Origin of the sequence: Schaalia sp. Marseille-Q2122, from assembly GCF_903645355.1 — a bacterium.
GTDB lineage: Bacteria > Actinomycetota > Actinomycetes > Actinomycetales > Actinomycetaceae > Pauljensenia.
In genome coordinates this window covers 1-23,508 of sequence record NZ_CAHJXR010000011.1, presented here as the reverse complement: position 1 = coordinate 23,508, position 23,508 = coordinate 1, and the positions used below count along the sequence as shown (strand labels likewise).

Here is a 23,508-nt window from a genome sequence, read left to right as displayed (position 1 = left end):
ACCCACTGACGTGCAGATACTTTCCACTCGGAAGCCATCCACACAGGCCAGACAGCTTGACTTGGGGGCACACGGGAATTCAACACCAAATAAGGGAAGAAACCCACACCTTTCTCCCCGCTGCATTCTGGGACGTATTTTCATCAAATCCTTCCACTGAATGGAAGAAAGCTATTACAGTGGCCACACAAGTACCTTCCCAGATGTACAAAGGAGTGCATGATATGAGTATCCCTATTACTCAAAGCTCTCAATCCACCGCGCCAGCCACAAAGGAAGAGCTCCCCGATAAGGTAACGCGACGACGCAGACTCATCGGCATCTTCCTCGGCATCGGCCTGGCAATCCTCGTCTTCTACTTCTTCCCCACCAGCGGCGTTGACCAGGTTAACGAGGCCGGACGCGCAGCCGCAGAAGCCGCCGGAAAAGAATACAAAGACGTCACCGACCTGGGTCTGCGTACCGTTGCAGCAGCAGCCGTCCTCTTAGGTATCTGGTGGATGACCGAAGCCATCCCCTTGGCAGCAACCGCCCTGCTCCCCCTCGTCATTTTCCCCGCAGCTCAGGTCGCCACCTTTAAGGAGACCGCCGCCCCCTACGCCTCGGATACGATCTACCTATTCATGGGCGGCTTCATGCTCGCCCTCGCTATGCAAAAGTGGAATCTCCACCGGCGCATTGCCCTCGGAGTCGTCCTGCTGGTGGGAACGAAGCCTCGCCAACTCATCCTCGGTTTCATGATCGCCACAGGATTCTTGTCCATGTGGGTGTCGAATACGGCAACCGCCGTCGTAATGCTTCCCATCGGCATGTCGGTCATGGCACTGGTTGCCGACCGGGTGGGAGGCATCGCCAAGGTCAAGAAGTTTGCAACCGCACTCATGCTGGGCATCGCCTACGCAGCCTCCATCGGCTCGGTCGCAACCATTATCGGCACCCCACCAAATGCCCTCCTTGTCGCCTATCTGGCCGAAAATCACGACATCAATATTGGCTTTGGACAATGGATGATCATGGGCGCTCCCCTGGCGATCAGCCTCATGGCCTTCGCATGGTGGCTCATGGTCTTTGTCCTCTACAAACCCGAGGTCACCGAGATCCCCGGCGGGCGCGAACTTATCTCCAACCAATGGAAAGAGCTCGGCGGACTTACTCGCGGCGAGGGCCTCGTCGGCATTATTTTCGTCCTCACCGCTGCAGCCTGGGTGTTCGTGCCCGTCATCTTGAAGTCCACTGGCGCTGAGCTCGTGATCTCTGACGCACTCATCGCCATGATTGCCGCGACCGCGCTCTTCCTTATTCCCGCTGACTCCAATGGGCGCCGACTGCTGGACTGGAAGAGTGCCAATAAGCTGCCCTGGGACGTGCTCTTACTCTTCGGTGGAGGTCTGTCGCTGTCGTCGATGTTTAGCAAGCTGGGCCTGTCGATCTGGATTGGCGAGCAGGTCAAGGGGCTGGGCATCTTGCCGGTGGTGGTGATCGTTGCGGCGGCGGCAACCTTGATCATCTTCCTCACTGAATTGACCTCGAATACCGCGACAGCGGCGGCTTTCTTGCCGATCATGGGCGGCGTTGCCGTAGGCATCGGCATTACGAATGAGAATCCAATGAATGTCATGCTGTTGGTCTTGCCCGTGGCCCTGTCAGCAACCTTTGCCTTCATGTTGCCTGTGGCGACGCCACCGAATGCTGTTGCCTACGGTTCGGGCTACATCGCCATGGGCGACATGGTGCGCACGGGCGTGTGGCTGAATTTGGCGGGCATTGTCCTGATCACGATCGCTGTGTTGACGATTGGCGTGCCGGTCTTTGGCATGAGCCTGTAGGCTCACGCTGCTCATCCTTGCTGGGGTGCTGCTTTTCTACGGAGAAGTTGCACCCCAGCTTCACCACTTTCCCACCTTTGAGTCAATGGAGGGACGTGACACAAATGTGCGCAAGCTTTGATCCTCCTTTCAGAAAGTAGGACTACCTCACAGCATGTTCCGATGGGAATTTAATTTAGCCTCGGCTTACCTCACTACATAATGTAGTTCTGGCTTTAATGTCAGTTGTCTTTCATGTCAAACATCCAAGGAGTTGTCAGTGAGGTCATCGATCCCAGACTCCCAACGACACGGAGCAAGAAGGGGAGTGATGCTGGTTTGGGTGACGGTGCGGCTTATGGCGTGTATGTCTCCATCTACACGGCCTCTGACTTCGCTATCGGTTCTGCTCCTCGAGGGCGCCCCGCTGTTTCCAAGTGGGTTCAGGCCCATGAGATCCGCGATGGTGCTTTCAGCACGGTCTTGACTGTTCCTCGTGGGCAGCTCAACCCGGCAGAGCATTACAACGTCACCACCTTCGCAGCTCACGGGCTGTCCATGACCGATCGATCTCTGGATGCGGCCCATGCGCTGACCTTCCTTGCGGGTAACACGGACCAAGGCTCTGGTGATCCCAACACCGAAAACCCCGGCGGCCAAACGCCCCCGGCAACAACAACCAAAACTCCGGAAACGAACCCGGCGAACAGCCCAAGCCGGGCGGTGACACGCCAGCACATTCCGGGCCTTCGCAGGATCCCGCTCCCGTTGCAGTGAACCCTGCCCTGTCGGTGCTTGTCGCTGACACGAAGATCGCTGTTGGACAGCACTTCTCCCTGTCGGGCAGTGGATTCAAGGCCGGAGAAACCGTCGATTTCTTCGCTTTCTCCACGCCGACCCTGGTGGGCACCGCAGTAGCCTCGGCAGACGGTAAGGTCTCCTTCACCTGGCTCGTGCCCGGTGACTTCGAAGTGGGTGCCCATCGTCTGGTGGCAGTTGGCCGAGTCTCAGGGCGCACCGACTTCGTTCCCTTCACGGTGAAGGCTGCCGATAAGGTGAACACTCCTTCAGAGAAGGTCCCGTCGAAGGAATCAACTGAGTAGAAGAAGAGTGCTCCCACTCTAACGGGCACTGCTACCACCGGCGGCAAGGCCTCTCCTGGCGGTGCGCTTGCAAAGACCGGCGTTGACGCTCACATCGTCATGATGTTGATGCTCGCCCTGCTTGCAGGCGGTATTGCCCTCCGTCACCGTCGCGTGACTCATCTTCGCTAACCTGTAGCGATCCCAACACTGTGGCCCGGCAGCAACCGCTGCCGGGCCACTTTGCGCAACGGGGCCTTTCCTTCCTCCCGCAAATCCCAGTTATGCAACAGTTGTTGTCTTGTGGGACGTGCATACACGTCACAAAAGGTCGCCAGCGTCACCCAATGCAACAAACGCTCCATAACTTGTAGCAGCAGATTTGCTCAGGTCACAGCGCGAATCGCTGGCACGCCTTCAAGGGGGTGCTGAAACGCGTCGACTTCTCCCACTGAGACTCACCGGCAATACCCCTCTTACGGCCAACGCGCCCTCCGTATTGCCTCGCCATTCCGTCGAGGCCCAGCACCAGCGTCTGACCAGGAATAGTAATCACGTATCTGGGGATCAGGTTCTTGACGGAGGAAAGCCCGTCCAAGGGCGCAGGTCACAGATGTGGGAGTGCATCGTCTTGTTCGACGCAGGAGCGGATACAGACCACCTGGACAAGAAATCCCTCCCGGCCCTTGCGTCTAGGAAGCTCGCAGAAGGAGTACTGCCGTTGGTCGCCTGAGCCTCAGGATGGCGGGTTGAAGCCGCCCACTATCTGCTCGTCCAAGTAACGCCAGAAGTCGACATCCAACTCAGGCTCAGAGTCACCCCACCACATGTCAGCCCGGCCCGGCTGCGGCCCATCAATGTCAAGGGCCAAATAACCGCCCGTCACATGGGAATAAAACGTGTACGCCCCTGAGAAGCGCTCATACCACGGCCCACTCGGATCATAATCACCCAAGCAATGCACTTGATCCAGGTCGATGAGCCCCAGACCGTGGGACATAAAATCGTAAAACCCGTCGTGCGTCTGCTCGTAGAAGGACTTCAACGGTTCAGGCACCTTGTCCCACACACCCCGGACCTGGCGAATTCCACCCACGACAACCTCATCAGGCCACGACGGCTGCAAAGGATTACCCCCACCGTAATACTGCGTCGAACCCGACATGGTGTCCACGGAGTAGACGACGCAATAGCGCCCATCGCTCACGGCCAGCTCCGCATCGGAACAATACTCCTCCAGGTAGGCAAGCGTCTGAGGCAGCACCTCGTCGACTGTTCGCCTCATGAGTGAGGTCATCACCTCCACTCGCTCAGCCGGTGCCAAAAGCGGCAAGCGCCGCCACTCATCAGGAATAGGCTCTGCGGAAGAGACTGCTCCCCTTACCGGTCGAATCGGACGACGACCGTAGGTATAGCGTCCAAGCAGCTCATACTTCGACGGCTCACGTCGACGCTTCAGCCACCCCAGCACTCTCATCACATCCCTTCAACGCAGAGTCAATCGCTGCCTACAGACGCGGCTTCATCAACGCTTCCATCCGCCACATCACCATATACTCGGCAGGCCCTATCGGAGTCTCGAAGGCAGCTAGAGCTTTACCTCGACAGTCGTGCAATTGAGCTCAGGCAATGTCTACTCGGAGGAGTTGCTGTGACGGCTCACTTCAACAAAGCACGATCACTCATGCACACGAGCAAGCTGTTACTCCCGAGTAAACAGTCTGGCCCCTGCCCGTACAGGCAAGTCTATCCAGAGAAACAGGGTGGCAGAATGCGATTTACAGGGTTCGGTTCACAGGGCGGGCAATAGGACAGCAGCCCGCGAGGGTTGAAAGAAAAAGCGCGACATGCTGAGCATGTCGCGCTTTTCATCTAGTAGCGGGGACAGGATTTGAACCTGCGACCTCCGGGTTATGAGCCCGGCGAGCTACCGAACTGCTCCACCCCGCGTCGGCTTGATTAACAATACTGACTTCCCTGCCGAGCTTCAACTTCTCAGACGGTGACATCGGTCATTGTTGCACACAGCACCGGTAAAAAGCGGTGCCCGCCAGGGAATCCCCTGGCGGGCACCGCCCGAGTTAATCTGGGAAAACCCTCAGGTCAGCCTCCAGATTGAGGGCTAGCACCTCCACCTGAGGCACCTGAACCGGCTCCGCCAGTTCCCACGCCACCGGCGCCAGACTGGGCCCCATCAGCACCACCTGCCGGAGCCTGAGCTACACCGGAGGTGTCCTGACCCAAAGCGTCCTGAGCAGCCAGGGCATCCTTGAGAGCCTTATCCAGCTTCTCCTGAGCAACACCATAGGCAGCCCAGTCGCCCTTCTGACGGGCGGCGTCAGCTTCCTTCATGGCATTTGCTGCGGTCACCAACGAACGGTTCAGGCGATCCTGAGCCGACAGCGGCGCGGCGCCCTCGTCAGCCCCATCACTGGGCGTCTCCCCGGCGATCGTCGCCGCCGAGTCACCACCAAAGGTCTGATCCAACGAGGCCTGCAGGGTCGGGGCGAAGCCCACCTGACCACCAAAGGAGGTCAGCACCGAACGCAACACCGGGTAAGAAGCACTACCTGTGCCCTGCACGTACACGGGCTGCACGTAGAGCAGGCCACCACCCACAGGCAAGGTCAGCAGATTACCGCGAATAACCGTCGAATCAGCCTGGTTGAGCAGGTTAAGCTGCGAAGCAATCTGCTCCTTGGAGTCGTAGAGGTTTTGCACCTGGCCGGGACCGGGCACGGTCGTTGAGGACGGCAGCGCAATCAAACGCAGCTTGCCGTAGCCCTCGCGGACCTTACCAGCCTCGCTCCCCGTTTCAGAATCGACGGCGAGGAAGCCGGCCATTGCCTCACGGCGAGACTCACCGCCGGGCACAAACACAGAGGTCAAAGAGAACTCAGCGCTTTCTTGCCCGGGCATCTGCATGGTCAGGTAGTAGGGCGGCTGCGCAGTGGACGGAGCTGCCTGACCTTCCTGCTTATTCAGCTGATTGACTGTCGAGGTTTCCTGCGCCAGACGCCAGCGGTCACCGCCGGTGTAGAACTCGGCTGCCTCGCGCACGTGGTAGGAGGTGAGCAGTTCACGCTGCACCTTGAACAGGTCCTCGGGGTAGCGCAGGTGGCTCATCAGGTCACCGGAGATATTCGAGATCGGTTCGACCATGTCGGGGTAGATCTTCATCCACGTCGACAGGATGGGGTCCTTCTCATCCCACTGGAAGAGGCGCACCGAACCGTCGTAGGCGTCCACGATGGCCTTGACCGAGTTGCGCATGTAGTTGACGGTGTTGACCTGCACGAAGTCACCCACTGCTGTTGAACGCGAGTCGGTGGTGGCCTGATCCAGGGCCTGATGCTGAGCGTAGGGGTAGTTGCTGGAGGTCGTGTAGGCATCCACCACCCACACTAGGCGCTTTGGTGTGGCCGGGTTGTCATCCGTATCCACCACAGCGGGGTAGGCGTCCTGCTCAAGGGTGAGGTAGGGCGCGACCTTAGAGACGCGCGTCAAGGGGTTGCGGTCGTAGAGGATCTGCGACTCGGAGTTCGTTTGAGAGGAGAAGAAAATGTCGGTCGAGCCAAATTTCACCGAGTACAGCAGCTTATTCCACAGGTTGCCCACGCTGGGGCCGCCATTGCCAGAGAAGGTGGTCGACACCTGCCCGCCGGGAGCATTGTCGTCGGGGTAGTCGAGTTCTTGAGGCTCAGCCCCTTCGGGCGCGCCGACGATGGAGTACAGGGGTGCTGAGGGCGAGAAGTAGATACGCGGCTCGTACTCGCCCATCTCCCCCACGGAGGGGATGGACTGCTCCCAGTAGGCGGGCAGGCCATCGCCGGTGACGGTATTGCCGTAGGCGGCGACCACGCCAAAGCCGTGGGTGTAGACCGTGTGCAGGTTCACCCAGGTGCGCTGTTCAGGGGACAGGCCGTTGAGGTCCAGTTCGCGCATGGCGATGACGGTATCGCGCCGCTCACCGTCAATGGTGTAGCGGTCAACCTTCATGCCCGAATTGAAGCTGTAGTAGGGGCGGGACTGCTGGAGTTGGCGCACCGTGGGGACGATGACCGCCGGGTCGAGGAGGCGGATTTGCGAGGTCGACTCCGAGTCCTCCCTCAGCTGACCGGGTCGGGCGTCCGTTCGGGCCGCGTAGGTCGTGTATTCGAGGTCATCGAGGCCAAAAGCCTTGAGCGTGGCGTCGATATTGCGCTGAATGTAGGGCGATTCGAGTTGACGCGCGTTCGGGGTGACGCGGAACTGTTGGATGAGGCCCGGGTAGAGGCCACCGATCACGAGGCTGGATACGACGGTGACGACCACGCCAACGGCGGGCAGACGCCAGGTGCCTTTAAAGGCGGCGACGATGAAGAGGACGGCCACCACCAGGGAGATGATCGCGAGGATGGAGTGCGCGGGGAGGGTGGCGTTAATGTCGGCGTACATGGCGCCATCAACGGGTTTTCCTTGCCTGGTGAGTAGCCCGTAGCGGCCCAGCCAGTATTGGGCGCCGATGAGGACGGAGATGAGTGCGGCGAGGACGCCCAGGTGCAGGCGTGCGGCCTTGGTGGCGTGGGGGCGTGGGATGGCGCCGATGTTGCCGTAAATGTAGTGGACGACCACGGCGGCGATGAGGGCGATGCCGAAGGCTCGCAGCAGGAAGGAGGCGAGGAGTTCAAGCATCGGCAGGATGAAGATGAAGAAGGAGATATCCCAGCCAAAGACCGGGTCAACCTCACCGAAAGGCGTGGCATTGACCGAGGTCAACACCGTTTGCCAGTGCGTTGCCAGGCCGGTGCCGTTGAGGAGGCCAAGCACTGCGGGCACACCCCAGAGGATGATGGGGCGCAGAGAGTCCAGGGCTTGCTGGTAGACGCGCAGGCTGGCGGAGACGTCCCCTCGGGAGGCTTGCTTGCGCGTGGCGTAGGCGAGCCTGATTGTCACTGCGGTGAGGGCAAAGACAATGAGGAAGCCCAGGACGAAGAGCCCTGCGATGGCGCCCCATCGGGTGAAGATAATGCGGGCCGCATTCATCTGCTGGAACCACAGGATTTCTGTCCAGACATTGGATGCGACGAGGACAATGCCAACGAAAACACCCAGCACCATAATGACAATGGATAGGGGGCCGAGGCCTCGCCGGTTGGTCGACGCGGGCGGTTTGGGCATCTTTGGCGTTGAATCGGGGCCAGGGAAGGCGCTCACAGCGTCATCCTCTCTTCCTTGAATATTCCTGTCCTCCATCTTAGTGCGCGTGGGCTTTTCTTCCCTGTTGAGCCCGGCGCTGGCTCCGGAGCGCGGGGACGGGTCGCCAGCGGGTGCCCGCTCATGTCACGATTAGGGCATGAGTGAGTCTGATTCTTCCTTGATGCCCACCGCCAGCCAGGTGGCCCTTGCCAATGTTGTTGTCGATATTGAGAAGGCTGCTTCACGCGCGGGTTGGGATCACGCGCCCTCGCTGTATGCGCTGGTGCCGACGGCGCAACTCATTGCGCAGCCGGATATTCCTGATGACATTGCGCGTTCTCTTCGCGAAGGCTGGGATGGTTCGGATGCACACCTGTCTGCCATCATTCAAGAGGATCTGCCCGAGGACGAGTTGGAGGAGATGTTGGGCCATTTGGCTTGGCCAGATCCGGTGGCTGGCGCCGCACTGACCGTTGAGCGCGTGATTGTTCCCCCCGAGGTCGAGGCCGAGGCGCCCGCTGATCCGGAGGAAGCCGTGGAGTTCATTTCCAACCATCCGGCGCGCACGGAGGTGCGCCTCGCAGTGGGCGTCCTGCGTTCAGGGGAGAGTTGGTGTGCGTTGCGCGCCCGCACTTTCGATGCCGACGACAAGGTGGGCCAGGGTTCGATGCTGGTACCCAATCTTGTCGAGGCCCTCGCCGCGTCCTTCGCCCCCGAAGAGGCCTAGTCTCGGCGGGCCTGGCGCCGCGAGTACATCCCTCGCTCAGACGCCCCTCGCGGGGACTCCCCTCCCTCGGGTTTCAGGCCGCGTTCTTGGCGTAGCAGGCGGGGAGGCTCTCTGTCTGTCCTTCAGCGATGGCATCAAGGGCTGCGCGAGCTTCCTTGAGGTCTTCGACGCGGACGACGTTAATGCCGGTGGGGGGTTCTGTCAGCTCATCGCAATTCGAGGCAGGGGCAAGGAACCACTCAACACCGGAGCGTTTGGCGCCCTCGATCTTTTGGGGCAGGCCGCCGATGGGCTGGACTCGCCCGTCGTAGCCAAGGGCGCCCGTGCCCGCAATGCGCGCCCCACCGGTCAGGTCACCGGGGGTGAGGCGGTCAATGATGCTGAGTGCGAACATCATGCCTGCGGAGGGGCCACCAACCTCCTCAAGATGAACCTGCACGTCCAAGGGCATTTGAATGTCGGTATTGAGGTAGATGCCAAGCTTGGAGCCATATCCATCGGGGCTCTCCCCTGAGACGATCTCTTCAGTGACGAGCTTGCCATCGCGACGCACAGTAACCTTCAGCGTGGTGTCTGGAGCTTGGGTTCCCATCAGTGCAAAGACACCTGAGGCCGTATCGATTGTGTGCTCGACGCCATCAGGGGTGGTGACGGACACGAGCTCGTCACCTTCTTTGACCTTACCCACAGCGTCCGTTTCAGGCACCACATCAATGATGGTCACCTTCGCAGGCACCGACCAGCCGAGTTCTTCCAGGGCTGCGACAGAGGCGGTTGAATGGGAGGAGGTCATCTGTGCCTGAGCGAATTCTTCGACCTCTTCAGCGGTGAGTTCGACGGGGTAGACGTCTGAGTAGTTATCGATCTGAGACACCCCGTCAAGCCAGTACCGTGCCAAGTCAAAGAAGGTGAGGTAGGTGCCGGGGCCACCAATTTCCGAGATGGTCACCATGTGCAGCTGGCCAGGGTTGGCGGGCTCGTCCTCGTCCAATGCGATGGCACTGCCGGTGGTGGGGTCTTGTCCGCTGATGGCGATAATCTCCGGCTCCCCATCGTGGTGCTTGAGGTCAAAGGTTGGCCCGGGAGAGGTCACGACGTAGGGGGCGGGCAGGGATCCCGCTGCAAGGATGAGCAGACCCACAAGGATGCCGCCAAGCATGGCCCACCAGCGGCCATAGTTTCGTTTTTCTCCTGGCCTGACCAGGGCTGGGCTGGGGGCAGAAGTGGCGACATAAGGAACTGAGGGACGCTCATCAAAGGAGTACGACATTCTTCCATTGTGAAGCTTTTGTTCTCCTCATGCACCTGAACGCCCAGCTTTGAGCGCGCATGTGATGGGGGTCAACCAGTAAAGTTCAGGGTATGAGCGATGCCTTCAACGAGGACGAGAATCCCGCCTTCCACGAGTTCTTGCGCAAGTTTCTTGGCGAGGACGCCGCCGACGAGGCCCTGCGCTCAATGCGCGCCCAGGGCATTGATCCTGCCGCCCTCGGGGCGAGCATGCCTGACGTCAATATTGACGCCATGCTCAGCCAATTCCGCCATCTCCTCAACACCTCCACCGGCCCGGTGAACTGGTCGATGGCGCACGACCTCGCCAAACAGGCGACCTACCAGGGTGGGGACCCGGTGGTGACGGCCGCCGAGGCTGCCCGCGCCCGCCAAGCGATGTCGATCGCTGACCTGTGGCTGGATGCGGTGACGGAGTTTTCCCCCGGCCAGGTTGAGCGGGCGACGTGGACGCGCTCGGGGTGGATTGACCACACGACTGACACGTGGAAGAGGATCTGTGAGCCGGTGGCGGCGAATGTGGCGCGCGCCCTCTCAGATGCTCTGGCTCAGCAATTTGGTGAGCTGGGTGGCATGGAGGATGCGCAGATGGCAGCCATGTTGCCCGGCGGTATTCCGGCTTTGCTTGGTCAGGCTGAAGAGATGATGCCTAAGCTTGCTTCCATGGTGTTTGCCACCCAGATGGGCCAGGCTCTCAGTGCCCTGGCGAAGGAGTGTTTCGGTTCAACCGACATTGGCTTGCCCCTGGGGCCTACGGGCACGACCGCCCTCGTCCCCCACAATGTGACGCTCTTCGCGGACGGGCTGGACGCCCCCTTTGAAGAGATCCTCCAATTCCTTGCCGTGCGCGAGTGCGCCCACCAGCGCCTTTTCGCCTCCGTGCCCTGGCTGGCCAGCGACCTGATCCACGCGGTGGAGTCCTACAGTGGAGAGATCGCTATCGACACCGACGCTATTGCCGAGGCCGCGCGCTCGATGAACCCTGGCGACTTGACCTCCATGGATTCGGCGATGGCCTCGGGCGTGTTTGCGCAGACCCACTCCGCCAAGCAGGCCGCCGCCTTGGAGCGTCTGGAAACCCTGTTGGCCCTGGTAGAGGGATGGGTGGAGACGGTGACGGCTCGCGCGTGCGCCCCCTACCTGCCGCACGCGGATCATCTGCGCGAGATGATGCGCCGCCGCCGCGCCTCGGGTGGCCCGGCAGAAGCGATGCTAGGCACATTGATTGGCTTGACACTACGTCCGAGGCATTCGCGTGGCGCGGCCACGCTCTTTGCCCTCGTGGAGGCGGAGAAGGGCCGGGAGGGCCGCGAGGAATTGTGGCGCCACCCGGATTTCATTCCTACCGCTCAGGATTTGGATGAGCCTGAGTCTTTCCTGTTGGTGCGCGAGGCCGCGCCCGACGAGGTCGACGCCCTTGATGCTGAGTTTGCGCAGCTACTGGAGGGTACGCTGGGCTGGGCGGAGGGGCTTTCTCCTGAGGATGATCCAGAAGCTGAGAGCCTGCGGGCTGCGGGCTTTGATGTGCCCGGTCGTAGCGGCGGGCATGGCGGCGGGGACGGCAGCGCTGAAGACGGTGGCACTGCAGACGGTGGCACTGCAGACGGTGGCACTGCAGACAGTGCCACGGCAGACAGTGGCGAGGCCGCGCACACCCCGCAACGAGCAGCCGACAACGCTGAGGAAGCCCCTGGTTCCGCAGCCGACGATACCGAGGGCCCCGATGAGGAGGACCCTGGGGATTCTGGCGATCCGGACGCCCACTAGCCTCTGAGTGTCCGGCACCCGTGAGGCCCTGACGCCCCTGATTCCGCGCAACGGCACAGAGTTATCCACAGATTTCCTCTTCCGTTTCGTTTTTCTCTCCCGACCGCATAGAAATGCTGAAGGACCACTTCGGGAGGGAACACTCATGCGTTTTCAACAAGGCACCGCAGTCATCCATCATGGGCCAGGGATTGTGCAGGTCGGCACCGATTGGGGCCGAGAACTCACCTTCACGAACCTCACCAGCGCCCAAGAACGATGGCTACTCGCCCTCGGGCAGGCCGCGCAAGCCTCGCCCTTCCTGTACTCACCACTGCTTGAGGCGCCAGCGGCCCCCGCAGGAAGCCTCGACCTGCAGATTGCCCTCCGTCAAGCGGGCTACTTCCCTTCCCTGCCCGTGCGCGGTCCACGCATTGTCTTTAGCGGACTGGAGGCACCGATCTGCGACGCCATCGACATGGGCCTGTCAACGAGTGCCCTATCAACGCTGAGCATTGACGACCCGCGTCCTTTTGGCCGGGACCTCATTCCCGCATTGGGATCTCAATGGCTGGGGCGTACACGCAGCGAAAGTGCCCGCGAGTATTTCACCGACCGTTACCCGCTACTGACCACAGCTTCTGCGGGTATCCGCGACCTGCTGATCGTTACCTGCACGCGCAGTCTTGACCACGCACTTTTTGGGCATCTGCTGGCCTCGGAGGAATGGCATCTGCCGGTCCTCCTGGGCGAACGCGGGGTCATTGTCGGCCCCTTGGTCGTCCCTGGGGTGAGTGCCTGTGCGCGTTGCTTGGATTTGCATATGAGTGGGCGTGATCCCGAGCGCGCTCGCGCTGCTTTAGCGGCTTCTCACAACGCCCTACCTCGGCTTCCCATCGCCGCCCAAGCCCGTTTGACCCTGGTGCTAGGCAGGTTCCTCAGCGATTTTTCCGAGCATTGGCGCCTTCACGGCCTCAGCTCACAGGCACCCCCGCCCTTGCAGGGGCAGTCGATTGCCATTCTTCCTGATGGCAGCTCAATCTCACACCGGCTGGAACCCCATCCTGATTGTGGATGCGTTGCTCTTAGTCTCGAATAATTCGCAGCACGTCACCGCCGAAGGATTCCAACTTTGTGTCCCCCACCCCGCGTACTATCCGCAGTTGTTTGAGGGTCTTGGGGTTGGCCGTGGCAATATCACGCAGGGTCTGGTCGGTGAAGATGGCAAAGGCTGGCAGGGACATGTCTCGTGCGCGCTCAAGGCGCCAGGCCTTGAGCGCAGTGAAGCGGGCAAGGGTAGCCTCGTCAGCGTTTTCTTCGAAGGCGACTTGGGCTTCTTTCTTCTGGAGGCGACCGGCGCTTTTCGGTGTCTGCGCCGACGTCCCCGAAGCCGCTGCTTCTTCAACCGGCCAGATCCCATCGAGGAGACGTGAGCGTTTACGCACGCTGCGGTGAGCGGACTGCGAGCGTTTCTTCGCCCAGGAAATGTGCAGGTGGTCGCGGGCGCGCGTCACCCCAACGTAGAGCAGGCGGCGTTCTTCTTCCCTCTCACGAGGGGTCGTGGCCATGGAGATCGGCAGCGTGCCCTCGGCCGCGCCGACGAGGAAGACTACGTCCCATTCCAGGCCCTTGGCGGCGTGCAGGGTTGAGAGTGTCACACCCTCCACTGCCGGAGCAGCCTGGGATTCAGCGCGTTCTTCCAGTTCAGCAAGGAAGTCGGGCAGGCTGGTTTCCGGCTGGTCTTTGGCTAGTTCAACGAGGGCATTGAGGTTATCCCAGCTCTCCCGCACCGCCCCACCGGCGGCCGGGGCCTCGCTCGTCCAACCCACCTCACGGAGCAGGTCAGTGACGAGGTCGGGCAGCGGAGCCTGGGGGTCCTCAGAGGAAGCGAGGGCGAGGGCCGCGCGCCGTAGGACAAGGAGGGCGCGGCGAATATCCTCGCGTTCGAAGAAACGCAGACCACCGTGGACGACATAGGAGATACCCGCCTGGCTCAGCTCGTGTTCAAAACTCTCCGATTGGCTGTTGATCCGGTAGAGGATGGCCATATTTGCCAGGGGGATTCCCTGGGCGGCGTAGGCGGCAATAGCGCGGGCGACGCCTTGGGCTTCAGCGGCGTCATCACCGTAGGACTCGAAGCGGACTCCTGAACCTGAGGGGCGCTGGGAGACGAGTCGGACCGCGCCCTTCAACGCGCCCGGCCGACTGCTATGACCAGGGGTGATGACCTGGTTGGCAACAGCCACGATCTGCGGGGTCGAACGGTAGTCGCGGTTGAGTTCAATGACGCGCGCGCCCGGATGGCGTTTGACGAAGCCCGTCAGGTGTTGGGGGCTTGCCCCGGCGAAGGTGTAGATGGTCTGGGCGACGTCGCCGACCACGCAGATATCGTGGCGGTCGCCTCGCCACAGGTCCAGCAGGTGCTGCTGGAGGGTGGAGACATCCTGGTACTCATCAACGACGAAGTGCCGGTATTGGGCGCGCACAGCCCGGGCAATATCCTCGCGCTGTTCGAGGATGCCCGCCATAATGAGCAGCACGTCCGCAAAGTCAATGACGCCGCGTTCATTCTTCGCATCCTCATAGGCTTCCATGAGGGTCGCCATCTGCGTGGCAGACAGGCCTGCGGGAACCTCACGGCCAAGGGTGCGCACACGGTCGGGGTAGCGGGAGGCATCCACCATCGCCACCTTCGCCCATTCGATCTCGGAGGCGAAGTCGCGCACGGCTTCCTTATCGTTGCGCAGGCCCGTGCGTGCGGCAGCAGCGGCGATGAGCGAGGCTTTGCGTTCGACAATATCAGGGGCGCGTCCGCCGATCGCGGAGGGCCAGAAGTATCGGAGCTGACGCAGTGCTGCGGAGTGGAAGGTGCGGGCTTGAGCTCCAGGAACCCCCAGGTCACGTAGGCGTAGGCGCATCTCTGCGGCCGCGCGAGTGGTGAAGGTGACGGCCAGGACATTGGCCGGGTCAAAAGCGTCGACAGCGACACCATGAGCAATGCGATAGGTGATGGCGCGAGTCTTGCCTGTACCCGCGCCTGCGAGCACCGCCAAAGGGCCGGTGACCTGCATGGCCACGCGGCGTTGGTCCTCGTCCAGGGCGTCGAGGAGTTCTTCTGGGTGCAATGCGCTCATGCTTCTATTGTCCACGCCGCCCCCGGATTTGGAGTAACGGCGACAAGGCCGTCTTTACTCATATCCCGGCAGTTCTCCACCAAACCAGTGCCTCAGCAGGCCGTGGGCGATCGTGGACGGTCCCGGCAAAATAACCTCCCCGCTTCGCACTGCCTCAATCAGCTCACTGCGGGAATAGAAGTTCGCCCACTCAATCTCCGTGCCATCGGGAACAGGGACAGCCACGCTCGCAGCACCGGCCATTTCCGAGTCGCTCCCTCGCCCCGCGCCTTCCTCCTCATCGCCCTCCCCGCCCTCATCCAGACGAGCGTGGTAGCCCAGCATCAGTGAACGAGGGAAGGGCCACGGCTGGGTTGCCACCGCCTCAACCTCGGCCACGCGCAAGCCCACCTCCTCCCACACCTCGCGGATGACCGTGCGCTCAGGCGCCTCACCAGCGTCGACAAAACCCGCCAACACCGACACCCGCCGATCCGACCACGCCCGGTTATGTGCCAGCAACACTCGGTCGTGGCGATCCACCACCGTCATAATGACCGCCGGATCCTGACGGGGATACTCCATATGCCCGCAGGCGGGGCAGCGCCTCACCCACCCGCTCGCCCAAGGCTCTGGACGCTGCCCGCACGCCGGACAAAAACGCATCTGTTCATGCCAGGCCGCGAGCGCGGTCGCCACGAGCGCCCGTTGAGTATCGTCATCAGAGAGCAGGTGGCCCACGGCACGTAGGCTCTCCCACCGGGTGAGGCGCTCGCCCTCGCCCGTCCCCTTCTCCACTTCCGTCTCCATGAGCGCCAGGTGAAGCACGCCGACCTCATCCACCCCGAGCAACGCCAGAGTCGCACCCGACTGCGCGCGCCGCTCAGCCTCGTCCAGCTGGCAGGTGGCCAAACGAACACCGCCCTCAACGACACTCAGCGTGTCGAGCTCATCGCCACGCACGTTGGCCTCGTCAAGCTGATCGACCGCCAGGAGCAGGCGCCCGCCCGACACCACGCACACCTCGATACGTTCGGGCGCAACCGCATCACGTAATGGCGTGGGAAGAATCTCAGCCAGGGGCTGCCCGTGAATGAAGGCGGCCAAAAGCGCAGGAAGGTCCAAGCTTTCACGCAGGGCAGAGAGCGGGTCAAGGTGGCCGCGAACGAGGGGCGCGTAAGAGTGCATACACCAACGCTAGCGCGTGGACTAACGTTGAGGCATGACTACCTCCGTTTCGCGCGCCGATGGGCGCACCCCCGATCAACTTCGTTCCATCGCTATGACCCGCGGCTGGTCGGGCACCGGCGAGGGCTCCGTCCTCGTCGAGTTCGGCAATACGCGCGTCCTGTGCGTGGCCTCGCTGACCGAGGGCGTGCCCCGCTGGCGTAAAGGCAGTGGAGAAGGCTGGGTGACCGCCGAATACTCCATGCTGCCGCGCTCAACCGAACAGCGTTCCTCCCGCGAATCCGTCAAAGGCAAGGTGGGGGGCCGCACCCAGGAGATCTCGCGCCTGATTGGCCGCTCCCTGCGCGCCTGCATTGATGTGGCTGCCCTGGGAGAGAACACCATCATCCTCGACTGTGACGTGCTGCGCGCCGACGGCGGCACCCGCACCGCAGCCATTACCGGCGCCTACGTCGCTTTGGCCGAGGCCGTGGAGTGGGGCCGCAAGGAGGGCCTGATCGTTCCCTCAGCCACCAAGCCGGTACTGCCCAACTCAGTCAGCGCCGTGTCCGTGGGCATTATTGACGGCGTCCCCATGCTGGACCTGCCCTATGTCGAGGACGTGCGCGCCGACACTGACATGAATGTCGTGCAGACCGGCACGGGTGCCTTTGTTGAGGTGCAGGGCACCGGCGAGCACAATACCTTCGACCGCGATGAGCTCAACGCCCTGCTGGACCTGGCGACCCTGGGTAATGCTGAGCTGGCCGAGATTCAACAGCGCGCGCTGAAGGCGCCCGCCGGTGAGCGTGTGACCGGGGGCCTGTGATGGCGCGCCTGGTTTTTGCTACGAATAACGCCCACAAGATTGAGGAGCTTGAAGCGATCCTTGCCCCCGCGTGGGAGGGTTTTGAGCCTGGCGTGGTGGCCCGCATGGCGGAGTATAACCTGCCTGACCCGGTTGAGGACGGGGTGTCTTTTGCGGAGAATTCCCTGCTGAAGGCGCGTGCCGTCTGCGCGGCGACGGGTCTGCCGGCCATTGCCGATGATTCTGGCTTGTCGGTGGATGTGCTCGGCGGGGCTCCCGGGATTTTCTCGGCCCGCTGGTGTGGGCGTCACGGGGATGATGCGGCCAACCTTGACCTGCTGCTGGCACAGTTAGCTGATGTGCCCGAGGCACACCGTGGCGCAGCTTTCGTGTCGGCCGCCGCTTTGGTGCTACCTGATGGGCGCGAGTTCGTCGAATACGGCACGGTGGAGGGCACGCTACTGCGTGAACGTCGTGGTGAGAATGGGTTCGGTTACGACCCGATCTTTGTTCCCGCTGGCTGTGAGGTGACGACGGCGGAAATGAGCCCGGAGCAAAAGAATGCGATCAGCCACCGCGGGATTGCTTTCCGCGCGTTGACTCCGCGCATTATTGAGGCCCTGTCTACCTATTGAGGTGCTGGCGGCGTAGGAAAACTCACCGTCACAGTTGTCCCCTGCTGCGAGCTGTCCAGGTGGATTGTCCCATCGTGGGCTTCCACAATGGCCTGCACGATCGACAGCCCCAAACCCGAAGAGCCTTGATTAAGGCGCGCTCGCGAGGCATCGCCGCGAATAAAGCGGTCAAAGACCTTTGCTTGCAGTTCGGGCGGGATTCCTGGCCCATTGTCGCTGACGCGTAGCAGTACCCGTTCTCCCACGCGGGCAACCTCGCAGATAATGCGCGTCCCCACGGGAGTGTGCACGCGCGCGTTGGACAGGAGGTTTGCCAGGACCTGGCGCAGGGCGGATTCCTCTCCCGTGATAGTGCACTGGTCGACAGCCTCAGCGTCAACAAGAATCTGCCACTCATTTCCGGGTTCGGCAGCGTGCGCATCCGAGATGGCGTCAATCGCCAGAGGAATCAGGTCCACCTCTTCACGCGCAACCTCACGCCCCGCATCAAGGCGTGCCAGGAGCAGGAGGTCCTCAATGAGCTCGGACATGCGCGCCGATTCCGCGCCGATACGTTCCAGCGCCCTGTCCTGGTCGATGGCGTGTTGGCCCATGAGCTGGGCATAACCGCGGATGGAGGCTATGGGGGTGCGTAATTCGTGGGAGGCATCGGCAATGAACTGGCGGAGCCTGGCTTCAGATTCGTCCCGGGCGGTGAATGCTTCTTCAACATTGTCCAATAGGGTGTTGAGCGCGTAGCCAACATCCCCCACTTCGCTACCGCGCGTGAGGCCTCGCGTATCAACGCGGGTGCGCATGTCCTCGTTATTGACGAGGACGCCGCCGCCAACCGTCCTCGCCACCGAGACGACCTCCCCCAGGGGGTGCAGTTCCTTCCTCACCCAATGGCGCACGCTGACAGTGGCGAGCAGGAGCGAGAGGAGAAGGATGGCAAGGGCCGTGCCTGCGCTGCCCATCATCACCCGCGTGATCTCGCCGGTTCCTTTCGCGCTCACATAGCGCACGCCTTCGGCCTCGTGAACAACAGCACGGAAGTGCCCAAGGGAGGGTAGCTCAATGTCTTGGGGGTGGGGAGAATGCGGCAAGGCTGCGAGGGCGTGCGTATCCTCAGCTTCGAGGGCAAAAACGTGGAAGCGTTGGACGAGGCGCGCCCGGGCGTGCCCTCCCTCGGCCACAAGATAGAGACTGCCTTCGGAGGGTTCGGGTTGTGGCGCCTCATAGGGAGCCGAGCCGCCTCGACGTTGCCACATGTTGGGTGGGTTTTCGTCAATGAGGCCATTGCCCGTGTCGGCCAGATCGGTCAGAAAACCCTCTGAGTCGCCCGCGTTTTCCACGAGGCGCTGGACGTCTTGGCGCAGGGAATCATCAAGCTGCCACATCATCCACGAGCGCGTCATCAGCAGCACAATCCCCACCGAACTCACCAGTGAAATGACGAGGACGAAGGCCATGTACGTGCCCGCCCGCGCGGCAAGGGAACGCGGAGCGCGGGGGCGAAAAAGGCGAGAGAAGAGCGACAGCAAGCGAGAGTCGTCAACGGGCACACCCGCCTGACCCCCTCCCTCGCCCTCGCGGGTCAACATGGTGGGCTCGCTCATGGCGCCTCCTGTGCGGGGCGGAGAATGTAGCCCGCGCCGCGCACCGTGTGAATCATCGGCGCCCTCCCCTTGTCGATCTTCTTACGCAGGTAGGAGACGTAGAGTTCGACGACGTTGCTTTGCCCGCCAAAGTCGTAGGACCACACGCGGTCAAGGATCTGCGACTTGGACAAGACCACATTGGGGTTTTCCATGAAGTAGCGCAGCACCTCAAACTCGGTATTGGTCAATGTGATGAGCTCACCGCCACGGCGCACCTCGTAGGAATTCTCATCCAGCGTCAAATCCCCCACCTGCAAGAGGGCATCCACAAGGGCTTCCGACATGCCACTACGGCGCAGTAGAGCGTCCACGCGGGCGGCGACCTCGTTGAGATCAAAAGGCTTGGTGACATAGTCGTCCGCACCTGCCCGAAGGCCGCTCACGCGATCCTCCACAGCGTCACGGGCGGTAAGGAAGAGGACGGGCAGTCGCGGCTGGGCTTTGCGCAGGCGGGCGAGGGTTTCAAAACCGTCCAGCCCCGGCATCTGAATGTCGAGGATGACCGCGTCAGGCTGATAGTCTCGCGCCCGATCGAGCGCCTCCCAGCCGTTGTTTGCCGTCGCCAACTCCCACCCGTGGTAGCGCAAAGCCTGGGCGAGCAGGTCAGACAGGGCTTTCTCGTCGTCAACAACGAGGATCCGCGCGGGGGAACCATCAGCGCGGACGTAGGTAGATGCGTTCGTCACCCTTCGATTCTGACAGGTTCAAGGGCGCCGCTCCACCCTCATAAGGCCACCTTAAGGCTTTCACAGCTGATTGATAACTTCACCCGGCTCAATAGATGCAACGCCGGAAAGGAGAACATCAATGACAACGTTTCTAAGCACCTACGCTCCGCTGATCGCCGTCGACCTCGTCGCAATCGCCGCCCTCGTCTTTGGCCTGTACTTCCCTCGCCACCGACGCGCCGACCTGGTCATCGCCTTCCTGGGAGTCAATATTGGTGTTCTCGCGGTGGCAATGACCCTGGCATCAAGCACTGTCAGCGCCGGCCTTGGCCTTGGCCTCTTCGGCGTCCTGTCAATCATTCGACTGCGCTCAACAGAGATCAGCCAACGCGAGGTCGCCTATTACTTTGCCTCTCTGGCCATCGGTTTACTGACCGGCATGAGTGCCTCAATCACCCCGCTTCTCCTGGTGGGAGTAGCCCTCATCATCGGGGCGCTGGGCGTGACTGATAGCGGCCTCTTTGGCCGCTATGGCACGCAGCAGGTGCAGCTTGACCGAGCAATCAGCGACGAGGCCACCTTGGAGAAAGTCCTCAGTGAGCGCCTAGGGGTGCGTGTCATCAGCACAAGCATTGTCCGCCTCGACTACGTCAACGATTCCACCCTGGTGGATGTGCGCTATCTGAGCCAGAAGGGAGCCTCAGTATGAATGCCGTAACAGAACTTCGCACTGCGCTTGAGGGCTTTGCCCCCATTGATCTTGAGGAACTCAACGCTCACGCATCCCTGCTCTCCCGCGTAGATCGTAAGTACGCGCTGCACGCCGACCAAGCTGGCGAGATCCTCGCCGAGCTGCAGGGGTACTCCGACCGGAATGATCCCGTGCGGGTCCTTGAGATTGCTCAGACGCGCGCTCACACCTACGCCTCGCATTACTTCGACACCCCAGAGCGTGATTCCTTCTTCACCGCAGCCCACCGGCATCGGCGTCGTTTCAAGGTGCGGATTCGCCACTACCGCGATTCAAACCTGGCCTTCGTCGAGGTCAAGACCCGCGGCGCGTGGGGGCGGACCGTGAAAGAACGCCTCCCCTACCCCGCTGAGCTGGCTCGCCTGGCCTACCTGAATCTTCCCGCGCTGGTGTGGGTGCATGAACAGCTGGAACGCGCCTCCTGCGAGGTGGATGTTTCCAGACTGCGGCCCAGCCTTGACGGGAGCTTCCAGCGCTCGACCCTGCTGCTGCCGGGAGCGCCTACGGAAGTTCTCACTGGGAGCGATGCTGCGAGGGAGGGAATCTGCTCCCGCAGGGGCACGCAGAGCCCCTTCCCGTCTCGAGCGACCATCGACACCTCGCTCGAGTGGGCACTCCCCGGACATGCGAGCAGGGAGGCGAAGGGAAGCTACCGCACTCCCTCGCTGGTCATTATCGAAACAAAATCACCCTCCGCCCCCAGCATTCTCGACCGACTGCTATGGGCACGAGGCATCCGCCCCACTCGCGTCTCCAAATACGCCACCGCCCTGTGCGTCATGCGCCCAGAGCTTCCGCAGAACCGCTGGCATCGCACGATCGTCCAGCACTTCCCACCCCCGTATCCGCCCCTCTCCCCCGAGGGCGCTAGCAACACCACCTCCCTCAACCTTCACGGTGGGGTTGCTTCGCCCAACGAGGCTCCCCTGCTCGGCCAGCCGACGGCCATCGCCTCGTAAAACACCCAATTTCTTTCACGAAAGGACACACCCATGTTCCCTCTGACCCGTTCTTCCTCGCGCGGTGCCTCCACCGCGGCCCTCATTGCCTTCACCGTGGGTGCGATGGCACTAGGGGCGTGCAGCTCCACCGCTGCCCCCTCACAGACCGCTGACGCTCAACCCGCATCCTCTGTCACCGCACACAACACCGTGGCAGGCGCAACCTCGCTCTACGATCCGCCGACCGCCGAACAGGCCCTCGCAGAAAACGCCATCCCAACCGTCCTTGACGCGCAAGACTGGGAAGCTCAAGCGAGCACGAGCATCACCTTCTCCGGAGCGACCGCCCAGGTCTCCACGCAGGCTGGCGGTCAGGCCAGCCAGGGCAGCGGCGCACAAAGCAGCGGTAGCACTCGAAATGGCGGCGACGCTCAAGGCGCCAGCACGGCAGCGTCCTCGCCCGTGACCATCACCGACGGTCTGACGACCATCACCAGCGCGGGGGTCTACCGCCTCTCAGGCTCCTACACGGGACAGGTCGTCGTTGAGGCACCTAGCGACGCCCTCGTTGTCCTCATCCTCGATAACCTCAGTATCGACACGACTGCCGGTAGCGCCATCGAGGTGCGCAGCGCAGCGAATGCTGTTCTGGTTCTGGAGGGCAATAGCCAGGTAGCCGACGCCTCCTCCTACGCGGACTCTTCTGCGGCGAATGCCGCCATCTACGCGGATACGAATCTGCTCATCACCGGTTCTGGTGGCCTCAGTGTCAAGGGCCGCAGTAATGACGCTATTGCCGCGACCGATGACCTCGTCATTTCCTCAGGCACCGTGCAGGTGCAAGCCGTTGATGATGGTCTGCGTGGCAAGGACTCTCTCACTATCACAGGCGGCACCGTGTCGGTGGTTGCCGGTGGCGATGGGCTCAAATCCGACGAGGACACCGACCCTGCCAAGGGCTTCATCCACATCTCGGATGGAGATGTAACGGTCGACGCCCAGGGCGATGCGCTCAGCGCCTACACCGATGTCATTGTCACTGGCGGCACCTTCGCCCTCAGTGCCGGCGGCGGCGCCCAGGCGAGCGTTGCCGACGGCGAGTCCGCGAAGGGCGTGAAGGCTGGCGTGTACGCCATTATCGAGGGCGGCACCTTCAGCATTGGCGCAGCCGAGGATGGGATCCATTCTGACGGGTCGGTGCGCCTCAGTGGTGGTGATGTTTCCATGGCGGTCGCTGATGATGGCGTGCACGCTGAGATTGCCCTGGTTGCTGACGGGGCAAGTGTCGATATTGCCTCGAGTGTTGAGGGGCTGGAGGGTGAGATTATTGCCCTGCAAGATGGGACGATCTCGGTGGTGTCCAGTGACGATGCGATCAATGGCTCGGCAAGCACAGGCACGGTCACCGTCGAGATCTCGGGTGGCACCATCACCCTGGATTCTGAGGGCGACTCTCTGGATGCCAATGGCGACCTGACGATCTCCGGCGGCACGGTGGTAGCCTGGGGCCCCTCGAATGATGACAATGGCGATGATCCGTACCAATGGCAAGTATCCGTACCGGTGGTGATGATCCGTACCAATGGCGAGCATCAGTACCAACGGCAAGCATTGCTACCAATGGCGTTGAGGTGTGCTCGGGGGATGCGGGTGTTGGAGCCCCTGTAGTGACACGCACAGAGGACGCCGCTGTTCCCAGACTGCGGGGGTGCTGGGAACAGCGGCATCTGTTGGTCAGGATCCAGCGGACGCACTCAGGACGATGTCGAGGAGACACCACCTTGAGTTGAGGCACTGCCACTGCGCGGGGCATTGCCAGGGGCGTCAGCTGGTGCTTCACCCGGCGCCCCGCCGAGCCCACCAGTCCCGCCGGGCCCACCAGTCCCGCCGGGCCCACCAGTCCCGCCGGGCCCACCAGTCCCGCCGAGCCCACCAGTCCCGCCGGGCACTCCAGACC

At 62.0% G+C, this 23,508-nt stretch carries 18 protein-coding genes and 1 tRNA gene; 11 read left to right on the top strand and 8 right to left on the bottom strand.

Annotated features, from left to right (window positions below; all coding sequences use genetic code 11):
• Positions 1 to 224: 224 nt before the first annotated feature.
• The 3 genes from HWX48_RS11045 (at position 225) to HWX48_RS11035 (ending at position 2,908) form a co-directional block, all read left to right on the top strand.
• Positions 225 to 1,826, top strand: coding sequence for a DASS family sodium-coupled anion symporter (locus tag HWX48_RS11045; protein ID WP_175957551.1), 1,602 nt, complete (start codon positions 225 to 227; stop codon positions 1,824 to 1,826).
• 234 nt (positions 1,827 to 2,060) lie between these two features.
• Entirely contained in the window at positions 2,061 to 2,582 is a 522-nt protein-coding gene (locus tag HWX48_RS11040; protein WP_175957541.1) for a hypothetical protein, read from the top strand.
• Entirely contained in the window at positions 2,579 to 2,908 is a 330-nt protein-coding gene (locus tag HWX48_RS11035) for a hypothetical protein (RefSeq protein ID WP_175957538.1), read from the top strand. Before HWX48_RS11040 ends, HWX48_RS11035 begins: the two co-directional genes overlap by 4 nt.
• A 715-nt stretch (positions 2,909 to 3,623) precedes the next feature.
• Here the strand turns inward: HWX48_RS11035 and HWX48_RS11030 are convergent.
• From HWX48_RS11030 to HWX48_RS11020, 3 genes are all read right to left on the bottom strand, one after another.
• Positions 3,624 to 4,358 (bottom strand): hypothetical protein, encoded by a 735-nt coding sequence (locus HWX48_RS11030; RefSeq protein ID WP_175957536.1) that lies wholly within the window; start codon positions 4,356 to 4,358, stop codon positions 3,624 to 3,626.
• A 405-nt stretch (positions 4,359 to 4,763) separates the two neighbouring features.
• A tRNA-Met gene (locus HWX48_RS11025) sits at positions 4,764 to 4,837 on the bottom strand.
• Between the two features lie 153 nt (positions 4,838 to 4,990).
• A complete protein-coding gene (locus HWX48_RS11020) occupies positions 4,991 to 7,987 on the bottom strand; it encodes a UPF0182 family protein (protein WP_254873089.1) in 2,997 nt (998 codons plus the stop codon).
• Between the two features lie 235 nt (positions 7,988 to 8,222).
• Between HWX48_RS11020 and HWX48_RS11015 the strand changes: the two genes are divergently transcribed.
• A complete protein-coding gene (locus tag HWX48_RS11015) occupies positions 8,223 to 8,792 on the top strand; it encodes a PPA1309 family protein (RefSeq protein WP_175957535.1) in 570 nt (189 codons plus the stop codon).
• A gap of 73 nt (positions 8,793 to 8,865) precedes the next feature.
• Here HWX48_RS11015 and HWX48_RS11010 read toward each other — a convergent pair whose 3' ends face one another.
• Positions 8,866 to 10,062 (bottom strand): PDZ domain-containing protein, encoded by a 1,197-nt coding sequence (locus HWX48_RS11010; RefSeq protein WP_175957533.1) that lies wholly within the window; start codon positions 10,060 to 10,062, stop codon positions 8,866 to 8,868.
• Between the two features lie 92 nt (positions 10,063 to 10,154).
• Between HWX48_RS11010 and HWX48_RS11005 the strand changes: the two genes are divergently transcribed.
• Complete coding sequence (locus tag HWX48_RS11005) at positions 10,155 to 11,849, top strand: zinc-dependent metalloprotease (protein ID WP_175957531.1); 1,695 nt, start codon at positions 10,155 to 10,157, stop codon at positions 11,847 to 11,849.
• A 145-nt stretch (positions 11,850 to 11,994) separates the two neighbouring features.
• The gene (locus HWX48_RS11000; protein ID WP_175957529.1) at positions 11,995 to 12,927 is read left to right on the top strand and encodes a hypothetical protein; all 933 of its coding nucleotides are present in this window, start codon (positions 11,995 to 11,997) and stop codon (positions 12,925 to 12,927) included.
• Here HWX48_RS11000 and HWX48_RS10995 read toward each other — a convergent pair.
• Together HWX48_RS10995 and nudC are read right to left on the bottom strand one after the other, a co-directional pair.
• Complete coding sequence (locus HWX48_RS10995) at positions 12,914 to 14,962, bottom strand: ATP-dependent helicase (RefSeq protein WP_175957527.1); 2,049 nt, start codon at positions 14,960 to 14,962, stop codon at positions 12,914 to 12,916. The two genes, HWX48_RS11000 and HWX48_RS10995, sit on opposite strands and share 14 nt — an antisense overlap.
• Before the next feature lie 54 nt (positions 14,963 to 15,016).
• Complete coding sequence (gene nudC / locus HWX48_RS10990; RefSeq protein WP_175957525.1) at positions 15,017 to 16,129, bottom strand: NAD(+) diphosphatase; 1,113 nt, start codon at positions 16,127 to 16,129, stop codon at positions 15,017 to 15,019.
• A gap of 34 nt (positions 16,130 to 16,163) precedes the next feature.
• Between nudC and rph the strand changes: the two genes are divergently transcribed.
• Both rph and rdgB read left to right on the top strand, forming a co-directional pair.
• The gene (gene rph / locus HWX48_RS10985) at positions 16,164 to 16,937 is read left to right on the top strand and encodes a ribonuclease PH (RefSeq protein ID WP_175957523.1); all 774 of its coding nucleotides are present in this window, start codon (positions 16,164 to 16,166) and stop codon (positions 16,935 to 16,937) included.
• Positions 16,934 to 17,551, top strand: coding sequence for an RdgB/HAM1 family non-canonical purine NTP pyrophosphatase (gene rdgB / locus HWX48_RS10980; protein ID WP_175957521.1), 618 nt, complete (start codon positions 16,934 to 16,936; stop codon positions 17,549 to 17,551). The genes rph and rdgB overlap by 4 nt, the downstream gene beginning before the upstream one ends.
• Here rdgB and HWX48_RS10975 read toward each other — a convergent pair.
• Complete coding sequence (locus HWX48_RS10975) at positions 17,545 to 19,149, bottom strand: cell wall metabolism sensor histidine kinase WalK (RefSeq protein WP_175957519.1); 1,605 nt, start codon at positions 19,147 to 19,149, stop codon at positions 17,545 to 17,547. The two genes, rdgB and HWX48_RS10975, sit on opposite strands and share 7 nt — an antisense overlap.
• A complete protein-coding gene (locus tag HWX48_RS10970) occupies positions 19,146 to 19,877 on the bottom strand; it encodes a response regulator transcription factor (RefSeq protein WP_175957517.1) in 732 nt (243 codons plus the stop codon). The genes HWX48_RS10975 and HWX48_RS10970 overlap by 4 nt, the downstream gene beginning before the upstream one ends.
• Before the next feature lie 121 nt (positions 19,878 to 19,998).
• On the opposite strand from HWX48_RS10970, the gene HWX48_RS10965 reads away from it, so the two are divergent.
• The 3 genes from HWX48_RS10965 to HWX48_RS10955 are packed head-to-tail and all read left to right on the top strand — an operon-like array spanning position 19,999 to position 23,219.
• Positions 19,999 to 20,568 (top strand): DUF4956 domain-containing protein, encoded by a 570-nt coding sequence (locus HWX48_RS10965; protein WP_175957515.1) that lies wholly within the window; start codon positions 19,999 to 20,001, stop codon positions 20,566 to 20,568.
• Entirely contained in the window at positions 20,565 to 21,569 is a 1,005-nt protein-coding gene (locus HWX48_RS10960) for a polyphosphate polymerase domain-containing protein (RefSeq protein WP_175957513.1), read from the top strand. Before HWX48_RS10965 ends, HWX48_RS10960 begins: the two co-directional genes overlap by 4 nt.
• 33 nt (positions 21,570 to 21,602) lie before the next feature.
• Positions 21,603 to 23,219: a carbohydrate-binding domain-containing protein gene (locus HWX48_RS10955; protein ID WP_175957511.1), complete on the top strand. Its 1,617-nt coding sequence runs from the start codon at positions 21,603 to 21,605 to the stop codon at positions 23,217 to 23,219.
• Positions 23,220 to 23,508 lie beyond the last annotated feature (289 nt).

Bases quoted from the DNA above. Each gene is read 5' to 3' on its own strand.
- HWX48_RS10960 (WP_175957513.1), top strand. From the start codon at position 20,565: ATGAATGCCGTAACAGAACTTCGCACTGCGCTTGAGGGCTTTGCCCCC.
- HWX48_RS10995 (WP_175957527.1), bottom strand. From the start codon at position 14,962: ATGAGCGCATTGCACCCAGAAGAACTCCTCGACGCCCTGGACGAGGAC.
- HWX48_RS11015 (WP_175957535.1), top strand. From the start codon at position 8,223: ATGAGTGAGTCTGATTCTTCCTTGATGCCCACCGCCAGCCAGGTGGCC.
- HWX48_RS11010 (WP_175957533.1), bottom strand. From the start codon at position 10,062: ATGTCGTACTCCTTTGATGAGCGTCCCTCAGTTCCTTATGTCGCCACT.
- nudC (WP_175957525.1), bottom strand. From the start codon at position 16,129: ATGCACTCTTACGCGCCCCTCGTTCGCGGCCACCTTGACCCGCTCTCT.
- HWX48_RS10955 (WP_175957511.1), top strand. From the start codon at position 21,603: ATGTTCCCTCTGACCCGTTCTTCCTCGCGCGGTGCCTCCACCGCGGCC.
- HWX48_RS10975 (WP_175957519.1), bottom strand. From the start codon at position 19,149: ATGAGCGAGCCCACCATGTTGACCCGCGAGGGCGAGGGAGGGGGTCAG.
- HWX48_RS10965 (WP_175957515.1), top strand. From the start codon at position 19,999: ATGACAACGTTTCTAAGCACCTACGCTCCGCTGATCGCCGTCGACCTC.
- HWX48_RS11045 (WP_175957551.1), top strand. From the start codon at position 225: ATGAGTATCCCTATTACTCAAAGCTCTCAATCCACCGCGCCAGCCACA.
- HWX48_RS11000 (WP_175957529.1), top strand. From the start codon at position 11,995: ATGCGTTTTCAACAAGGCACCGCAGTCATCCATCATGGGCCAGGGATT.
- HWX48_RS11005 (WP_175957531.1), top strand. From the start codon at position 10,155: ATGAGCGATGCCTTCAACGAGGACGAGAATCCCGCCTTCCACGAGTTC.
- HWX48_RS11040 (WP_175957541.1), top strand. From the start codon at position 2,061: ATGTCAAACATCCAAGGAGTTGTCAGTGAGGTCATCGATCCCAGACTC.
- HWX48_RS11020 (WP_254873089.1), bottom strand. From the start codon at position 7,987: ATGGTGCTGGGTGTTTTCGTTGGCATTGTCCTCGTCGCATCCAATGTC.
- rph (WP_175957523.1), top strand. From the start codon at position 16,164: ATGACTACCTCCGTTTCGCGCGCCGATGGGCGCACCCCCGATCAACTT.